Below are 652 nucleotides of genomic sequence, written 5' to 3'. Positions count from 1 at the left end.
TGCAACTGCGAGCGGCGGGCGGCTCGTTCGCGACGCAGATCCGCACCAGCCAGGCACCCACGGGCAGCAGGGCCGCGGCGGCGTATCCGAGCGAGTCGAGCACGGGCTGCCCGGTCTGGACGCCGACCGCGAGGAACACGGCGTAGAGCACGAGCGGCGCCACCCAGCGCTGCGAGCGCAGCAGCAGGGCCGACTGGTAGCCGAGCAGGGCGGTGGTCATCGGTCCTCCCCGGGGGCGGGCTCGGTGCGGACGGCGACGACGTGCCAGGGCGGCCGCGCGTTCAGGAGCGTACGCAGGACGGCGTCGGAGTGGCCCGCGGGCGCGGTGACCCGGACGGTGCGGGTGTCGAGGCGGGCCAGGGTGTGCGGCTGGGGCAGGTCCGGGTCGGTGTCGTCCGCGGGGGCCGTGGCGGTGACGACCACCTGCCTCCCATCCGTCATCGAGCCGTCAACTCCCTCTGCCTTGCGCAGACTTGCTCCCTCGATGAGATACGTGGCGTCCGCCGCGTCCGCGAGGCGGCGCGGGTCGTGGTCGACGAAGAGCACGGCGCCGCCGGCCGCGGTGCGTTCGGCGACGGCGCGGTCCAGTGCGTCGCGGGCGGCGGCGTCGAGCCCGGTCCACGCCTCGTCGAGGACGAGCAACTCCGGTGCG

Annotated in this window: 2 pseudogenes; both read right to left on the bottom strand. The window is 75.3% G+C overall.

The window, feature by feature from the left end:
* A pseudogene (locus G3I40_RS33910) lies at positions 1-220 on the bottom strand (ABC transporter); the annotation flags it as partial.
* A pseudogene (locus tag G3I40_RS33905) lies at positions 217-652 on the bottom strand (ABC transporter ATP-binding protein); the annotation flags it as partial. The pseudogenes G3I40_RS33905 and G3I40_RS33910, both read right to left, overlap by 4 nt.

Origin of the sequence: Streptomyces sp. SID14478, from assembly GCF_010548525.1 — a bacterium.
In the GTDB taxonomy this organism is placed as follows: domain Bacteria; phylum Actinomycetota; class Actinomycetes; order Streptomycetales; family Streptomycetaceae; genus Streptomyces.
Note: the sequence above shows the minus strand (reverse complement) of the source record. Positions and strands in the feature narration are given on the sequence as shown.